This is a genomic window from Microcystis sp. M53598_WE2, assembly GCF_030067735.1.
Classification (GTDB): domain Bacteria; phylum Cyanobacteriota; class Cyanobacteriia; order Cyanobacteriales; family Microcystaceae; genus Microcystis; species Microcystis aeruginosa.
This window is the reverse complement of record NZ_JASJFE010000862.1, coordinates 1-7,551: the sequence shown is the minus strand read 5'-3', so window position 1 is coordinate 7,551 and position 7,551 is coordinate 1. Positions and strand designations below refer to the sequence as shown.

Genomic DNA, 7,551 nt, shown 5'->3' with positions numbered 1-7,551 from the left:
GTTCCGGTAAAGGAATATCCTTAACTTGGGGTAATTCTGGTTCAATTTTAGCTGGGGGAATATCCTTAACTTGGGGTAATTCCGGTTCAATTTTAGCTGGGGGAATATCCTTAACTTGAGGTAATTCCGGTTCAATTTTAGCTTCAGGACGAGGTATTTCAGTGACTTTAGGCGTTTTGGTCGATTTTTTGGCACTAGCGACGGGTTTAGGTAAATCTTCTGGTAGAGAAATATTATTGGGGCTGACTTTTTCCACAAGCTGGAGATCGGGGGTGCTTTCAGCCTCTAAAAGCAGTAAAGCTCGTTCTCTGGCTCTATCTTCCGCTATTTCCACCGTATCTGCCGCCGCTAAACCTGTAACGACCGTTTTTCCTTCAATTTCGACGATCGCTTTCACAATATACTTGCCGTGATCGATTTGAACTAACTCGCTAATCAGGGCAACTTGGGGGTAACGTTGGCGTAACTTTTGCAACATGGTGACTTTTTCGAGTTCTTTTGTACTTATATTAGAATACTCTATCGCAATTCTGGAAAAATGTAGCAAGTTCTTGCTAAGATTAAAGGTTAGATAAAATTTTCAGTCCTAGGATTAGCCTTGCCCACAGCAACAAGATTCTACTAGGCTGAAGCTTCTGCCAGAAAGACTAGCGATCGCCGAAAAGTTTGCCGGTGTTCGCTATTGGCTTATACTAACGAAGGCTTCGATAATTCTCAGGGTAGGTTCGGGTGTTCGATGCTTGGTCAGTTTACCTTCACTGTCACCACCAGCGATCGCAATTACCCCGACAGAGATAATCTCTCGAGTCAATAGTTTAAATCAATCTTCCCATTATTAAGTATTTAAACTTAATTATTCACGATTCCGTCAGTGTCTTGTAAGTAAGGATTATTGTTAGATGGACTTCTCGATCGCCACACTCCTCTCTCATCTTAGTGATGATAAATTAGCTACGGGTAAACTTCTCGAAAAAAAACTGGGCTGCGAAGACGATCCCGAAAGCTGCGAAAAATTGCAAGTGATTCTCGATGCTTTGGAACGTCTGGGAATGGTTGTCAAAGAACGCGGGCGCTATCGTCGTGTGATCGAGGAAAATGTCGTAGAAGCAAAGCTGCGCTGTTCCAGCAAAGAATTTTGCTTTGCTATCCAAGATATCGAAGATGCTGATGACATCTACGTCTCGAAAAATCATTTAAGTAACGCTTGGAATGGCGATCGAGTTTTAGTCAAAATCATCCGCGAGGGAACCCGTCGTCGTTCCCCAGAAGGAGAGGTGAGATTAATTCTCGAACGAGCTAATCCTTCGCTTCTAGCGCAAGTAAAACAGGAAAATGAGCGGTTTGTGGCGGTTCCCCTGGATGATCGCCTGAAATTTACCCTTAATCTCCTCGAAAACGGTCAAAATCTCCAAGAAAACATCGATCACCTCGTTCATGTTTCCGTCCTCCGTTATCCCCTAGGGGAAATGCCTCCCATCGGTAAAGTTACTCGTGTTCTCGGTTCCACGGCCGAGGCCGCTGCCGACACCGATATCGTCTCCTGTAAACACGATCTACCCCATAATTTTCCGCCAGAAGCCCTCGAAATTGCCGATAATTTAGCGGATTTCTTCGATAGTGGCGAAAAAGAACAACTGCGAGATTTAACCCCACTCTTCACCTTTACCATCGAAGATGACAACCCCCTGGATTATCCCCCGATCATTGAAAATGCCTTTTCTTTAGAGAAAATCAACCAAAATCGCTGGCGAGTCGCCATTCATATCAGCGATGTAGTCCGTTACATTGAACGGGGCGGATTATTGGATAAAGTTGCCAAAAAACGGGGAACTGCCGTCTATTTAGGCGAAAAAGTGCTGCCATTAGTCCCGGCTGCCGTTACCAGTCGTTGTTCCCTGTCACCGCAAGAACAGCGCCCCGCTATTTCTATCCTCGTCACCCTCGATGACAAGGGGGAGCTAGTGGAGTACGAAATCACCCGCAGCCTCATCCAAGTGGATCAACATTTTACCTATCAACAGGTGCGCGATCTGCTCAGTGAAGAAGATAGCGAAGCTGCCCCCACCGATACCGTTGAAACCCTGAAAGATTTATTTTTTAGCGTTTGCCCCACCCTAAAATCCCAACGTCTGCAGCGGGGTAGTTTTGATATTCAATTAGACAAAATCTCTCCCTACAAAGACGAAGGACGGGGGGGGACTGTTCTCGCTTCTAATAATTTACCGGCCCGTTCTTTACTGACAGAAGTGGCAATTTTAGCCGGCAAAGTCGTCGCTGAACATTTACAGGCCTTAAAATTGCCCTGTATCTACTGTGGACAATCGGAACCAGATTGGGATGAATTGGAGGATTTACTCAAATTGGCCAATAATTTAGGGGCAGAATTAAATTTAACTGCCGAGGAGGAGATTAAACCCAATGACTATCAAAATCTCACCCGCATTTTTTCCGCTTCCACATCGGTGAAAGTCCTCAATTATCTCCTGCAAGAAACTCTCAAATTAGTTAGATATAGCAGCCATCCTTTACAGCATTTTGGTTTGGCCTATCCTGGCAATTATACCCACTGTCTCTCACCCCTGCAAAGATATGCCGATCTTTGGGTACAACGGGTGTTAAAAATCTTATTAACAGAGGGGAAAGATCGCCGCAGCAAAATCGTCAAAGTCGGGGTTAATTTGGGCAGTAATAGCTGTCATGGACAGATTCATTGGAATATTCTCCCAAGTCAAATTCAAGAGGAGTTAGAAGAAGAAAGCCACCTCATTGTTTCCCATCTCAATGATCGCTCAAAAATTGCTGAAGATGCGGAAAAAGACCTAGAAGGATTGAAAAAAGCCGAGAAAATGAAAGAAAGAATGGGTCAAGTTTTTCGCGGCTTAATTACCGGTGTACAATCCTATGGTTTTTTCGTGGAAATTTCCGATTTATTAGTGGAAGGGTTGGTCCATGTTTCTTCTCTCAAGGATGATTGGTACGAATATCGCGCCCGTCATAGCTGTTTGGTAGGACGGAAAAATCGCGTTGCCTATCGTCTCGGTGATGAGGTAGAAGTGGAGGTAAAAGATGTAGACTATTATCGTCAGCAAATCGATCTAGTTACGGTTAGCGGTGGCAGTTCAGCAAGTTATGACGACTTAGAAGAAGATTAATTATGAATCAACCAACCACCGAAAAAATCGGGAAAACCCGCTTTATTCTGCCCTTTTTATGCGGTATTTTTCTCTTTTTAACTGGCTGTGTCCGTTACGATGTGGGCATTAATTTTCCCCACCAACACCACGGGGAAATTATTCAACATATCACCCTCGGACAACGTTTAACCAGTCTCAGTCAAACCGAAGCCACTAAATGGTTAAATAGTATCGAACAGAGGGCAAAATTACTTAAGGGGAAAACCGATCATATTTCCGAACGAGAAATAATGGTGACTATTCCCTTTAGTAATAGTCAGGAATTAGAGGAAAAATTCAATCAATTTTTTGATCCTAGTTCTTCCTTTAAAATCAAAAATTCCCCTAATAACGACGATATCAAATTACTGCAACTAGATTCAAAACTGGCAGTTACAGAACAAGATTGCTTCTTTTTGACCCAGAAAAACTTAAAATTAACCGTTGATTTGCGGGCTTTAGGTGTACTTTCCGAACAGGGAAATATTATCATTAGCCCCGGTTCCTTAGTCGATATCGACTTCGCTTTAAAGACTCCCTTCGCTGGTCAAAATATTGAAGATGACTCAGGATTAAATCCCCCGGTAGAACAAGTTGACAATCAGTTAATTTGGCATTTAAAACCGGGAGAAATTAACACCATTGCGGCAGCTTTTTGGGTTCCTAACTATTTAGGTATCGGCACAATAGTTATTGTTTTAATAACAGGTTTTGCCTATTACTTGAAATATAAACGCTTGCCCGGTGTATCCCCATCGACTTAAATTGAGATGGCAAGTAAGTAGTTAGGTGTTAAAAACTGTCAGACACCCCCCTTATCAAGGGGGGATTAAGGGGGGATCAACACCCCCCTTATCAAGGGGGGATTAAGGGGGGATCCATCTTCAATTTAATTATAAACAGCTACTTATTGACCAAAATTTAATGATCAATGAGGGGAAAATTAGCCAACTCTAAAACTGATCTAAAAATTGGCCCGCAATAGGGAAAATCTTGGCTAGGATCAAATCATAGTCACAATTGAGACTAGACGGGTTTCCCTTTTTTACTTTATTACTGGCAATTACAGTTATGGTTAGCAATATTCCCTTTTCTATCCCCGAACATAGCCTCGATCGAGATTGTACCACCCTCTCCCGTCACGTCCTGCAACAACTACAAAGCTTTTCCCCCGACGCGCAGGATTTAAGCGCAATTATGAGTCGGATTGCCCTAGCGGGGAAATTAATTGCCCGTCGTCTCAGTAAAGCGGGATTAATGGCGGATGTGCTAGGTTTTACCGGAGAAACCAACGTCCAAGGGGAATCAGTCAAGAAAATGGACGTTTTTGCCAATGAAGTATTTATCTCGGTTTTTAAGCAAAGTGGTTTAGTTTGCCGTCTTGCTTCCGAGGAAATGGATAAACCCTATTATATCCCAGAAAACTGTCCCATCGGTCGCTATACCCTACTCTACGACCCGATCGATGGTTCTTCCAATGTGGATATTAACCTAAATGTGGGTTCGATTTTTGCCATCCGTCAACAGGAAGGCAATGATTTAGACGGAGAGGCGCGGGATTTACTGCAAAATGGTCGTCAACAAATCGCCGCCGGCTATATTCTCTACGGACCCTCGACTATTTTAGTTTACTCGATCGGTCGCGGTGTTCATGCCTTTGTCCTTGACCCCAGTTTAGGGGAATTTATCCTCGCCCAAGAGAATATTATTATCCCCGACCATGGCCCGATTTATAGTACCAATGAGGGCAATTTTTGGCAGTGGGATGAGGCAATTCGCGACTATACTCGTTATGTCCACCGTCATGATGGTTACACGGCCCGTTACAGTGGGGCATTAGTGGGAGATATCCATAGAATTTTAATGCAGGGTGGTGTTTTTCTCTATCCAGGTACTGTTAAAAATCCCCAGGGTAAATTGCGCTTAATTTATGAAACTGCCCCCCTTGCTTTTTTAATTGAACAGGCAGGAGGTAAAGCTAGTGATGGGGTGACAAATCTTTTAGATATCGTTCCCGATAAATTACACACCCGCACACCTTTAGTGATCGGTAGTGTCGAAGATGTTAAATTGGTGGAGTCTTTTATCGCTGATCGCCGTCATCGCGATCGAGTTTAACTTATAGTTTTATTTAGCGATTAGGAGGTCGGATATTTTCCCTATCTTCTAACTGTTTTACGGTTTTATACCTAGTCTATCAGCAGTCAGCATATCCCTCGCCACTCTCACCGATATGGAAATTCAACGGGTCATCTTAAATAACATCGGGCTATTTGAAAAGCTGGAAATTTCCTTGGCGCCTACAGAGCAAAACCCAAGCAACATTACCGTTTTTGTTGGTAATAACGGGGCTGGTAAAACTGCTATACTAAAAGCATTAGCAACTTCTCTTAGTTGGTTTACTGCTCGTTTACTTACAGAAAAAGGGAGTGGTAATCCTATTTCTGAAGATGCCATATTTAATACTGCTAATGCTGGCAGCATTGAAATCGAAGTCTGGGATTCCTCCAAATCATTAAACAATCCTGATCAAAGCGATATTGACCATTATTTCAGATGGATTCTTGCAAAAAATAGAAAAGGACGTAAAGCCCAATATAATAGCAACCTTAATGACTGTACGCGCTTGGCCAATCGTTATCGTGATGCCCTCACCCATGATGACAAAACTAGCCTACCCCTAATTGCGTTTTATCCTGTCGAGCGTGTCGTACTCGATATTCCACTAAAAATTAGGACTAAGCATACCTTTTTGCAATTGGACGGTTATGATAACTCCTTAAGTCAGGGCGTTGACTTTCGCCGCTTTTTTGAATGGTTCCGAGAACGGGAAGATACCGAAAATGAATCAGGAGTTCCAGAAGACGTTCTCAACCAACTAAGACCACTAGCTGAAACCAATCAAGACGTATGGCGATGGTTAAACGAACGCAATGCCTCCGCTAAAGATCGGCAATTAACAGCAGTTCGCACCGCCATTGGCCGATTTATGCCCCATCTGGATAACCTTAGAGTCCGTCGTAAACCTCGTCTCTACATGGCAGTGGACAAAAATGGTGAAACCCTCAACGTCGCCCAACTTTCACAAGGCGAAAAATCCCTAATGGCTCTTGTTGGTGATATTGCCCGCCGTCTAGCCATGCTGAACCCTGCCTTAGAAAATCCTTTAGCAGGTGATGGTATCGTTTTGATTGATGAAGTCGATTTGCATTTACATCCCTCTTGGCAACGTCGCCTCTGCGAGCGCCTGACCGAAACTTTCCCAAATTGTCAGTTTGTGCTGACAACCCATTCACCTCTAGTGATCAGTGATTGTAAAAATGTTTTGATCTACACTTTAGCTAATGGCGAATTGCGACAGTTACCATCTCAATATGGGCAAGATGCTAATACTGTCTTATTAGATGTCATGAATACCAGCATTCGTAATGAGAAAATTGATACTGAATTGAACGATCTGCTAGATGCCATACAAGATTCAAAGCTAACCGAGGCTCAACAATTGCTGGCAGAATTAAGTGAGGAACTACCTGCCAATCATCTCGAATTGGTCAAAGCAAAACTACTGCTCCGTAAACAAGAATTGCGTCATGGGAACCATTAGTAAAGGGGCTGAACCTTATGCGAACCATTAGTAAAGGGGCTGAACCTTGTTGTTTAACAGCTTGGAAGAGGAAGAACCCTCATGGGGCATACGATGATTTAGATAAAACAGAAGAAGGGAAAGTCGTTCGGGCAAAGATTCGAGACTATGCTCTTAATGAGCAGTTTTATCTTTGTGCCTATTGCTGCCAGCGAATCGAAAAAATTAATGCTTGCCATAATGAGCATATAGAAGCTCAAAAGCTAAATCCTAAACGTACGCTCGACTTTTCAAATATTGTTGCTAGTTGTAATACCCCTAATCAATGCGGTGATGCACATAAATCTCAACACCTACCCCTAACTCCCCTGATGACAGAATGTGAAACAGAACTGCGATTCAAAATTAGTGGTCGGGTAGAAGGATTGAGCGATCGGGCAGCTGTCACGATTCGAGTTTTAAATTTGGGTGACGATGAAAAAAATAACCGTGCTTTGATCGAAAAACGGAAGCAGTTGTCTAATGCTTTATTATGGGCAAATGGTATAAATCCAGATGACGGCTTAGAGGATGATGAAATATTAAATATATTAATCAGTAACCTATCACAACCTCAGCAAGATCAAATGGAACCTTTCACTCCAGTAGTAATTAATATCTTGAGAAGTTGGCTCCAGGCTTAAGAGCAACCCTCTTGATAATCTGGCTCTTCGTTACTTGGTATGGTTCGATAGGGGGGCATAAATCGACTAAATCCTTATCTGGCAAGGGATTTAATTGATTAGTTCGCTCTAG

At 42.9% G+C, this 7,551-nt stretch carries 7 protein-coding genes; 5 read left to right on the top strand and 2 right to left on the bottom strand.

What is annotated here, in order from left to right; genetic code table 11:
- Both PX636_RS17460 and PX636_RS17455 read right to left on the bottom strand, forming a co-directional pair.
- Positions 1–478: slr1353 family protein (locus tag PX636_RS17460; protein WP_502882896.1), on the bottom strand; the 478-nt coding region annotated here is incomplete at its 3' end.
- 201 nt (positions 479–679) lie between these two features.
- Entirely contained in the window at positions 680–811 is a 132-nt protein-coding gene (locus PX636_RS17455; RefSeq protein ID WP_261779241.1) for a hypothetical protein, read from the bottom strand.
- A gap of 88 nt (positions 812–899) precedes the next feature.
- Here PX636_RS17455 and PX636_RS17450 point away from each other — a divergent pair, with 88 nt between their 5' ends.
- The 5 genes from PX636_RS17450 (at position 900) to PX636_RS17430 (ending at position 7,439) form a co-directional block, all read left to right on the top strand.
- Positions 900–3,152: a ribonuclease R family protein gene (locus tag PX636_RS17450; protein ID WP_288118070.1), complete on the top strand. Its 2,253-nt coding sequence runs from the start codon at positions 900–902 to the stop codon at positions 3,150–3,152.
- 2 nt (positions 3,153–3,154) lie between these two features.
- Positions 3,155–3,937 (top strand): DUF3153 domain-containing protein, encoded by a 783-nt coding sequence (locus tag PX636_RS17445; RefSeq protein ID WP_288118069.1) that lies wholly within the window; start codon positions 3,155–3,157, stop codon positions 3,935–3,937.
- Between the two features lie 307 nt (positions 3,938–4,244).
- Positions 4,245–5,291: a class 1 fructose-bisphosphatase gene (fbp, locus tag PX636_RS17440; RefSeq protein ID WP_002792305.1), complete on the top strand. Its 1,047-nt coding sequence runs from the start codon at positions 4,245–4,247 to the stop codon at positions 5,289–5,291.
- A gap of 115 nt (positions 5,292–5,406) precedes the next feature.
- Entirely contained in the window at positions 5,407–6,777 is a 1,371-nt protein-coding gene (locus tag PX636_RS17435) for an AAA family ATPase (protein ID WP_288118068.1), read from the top strand.
- A gap of 17 nt (positions 6,778–6,794) precedes the next feature.
- Positions 6,795–7,439 carry an HNH endonuclease family protein gene (locus tag PX636_RS17430; protein WP_002796729.1) on the top strand — a complete coding sequence of 215 codons (645 nt, stop codon included), beginning with the start codon at positions 6,795–6,797 and terminating at the stop codon, positions 7,437–7,439.
- Positions 7,440–7,551: the final 112 nt, after the last annotated feature.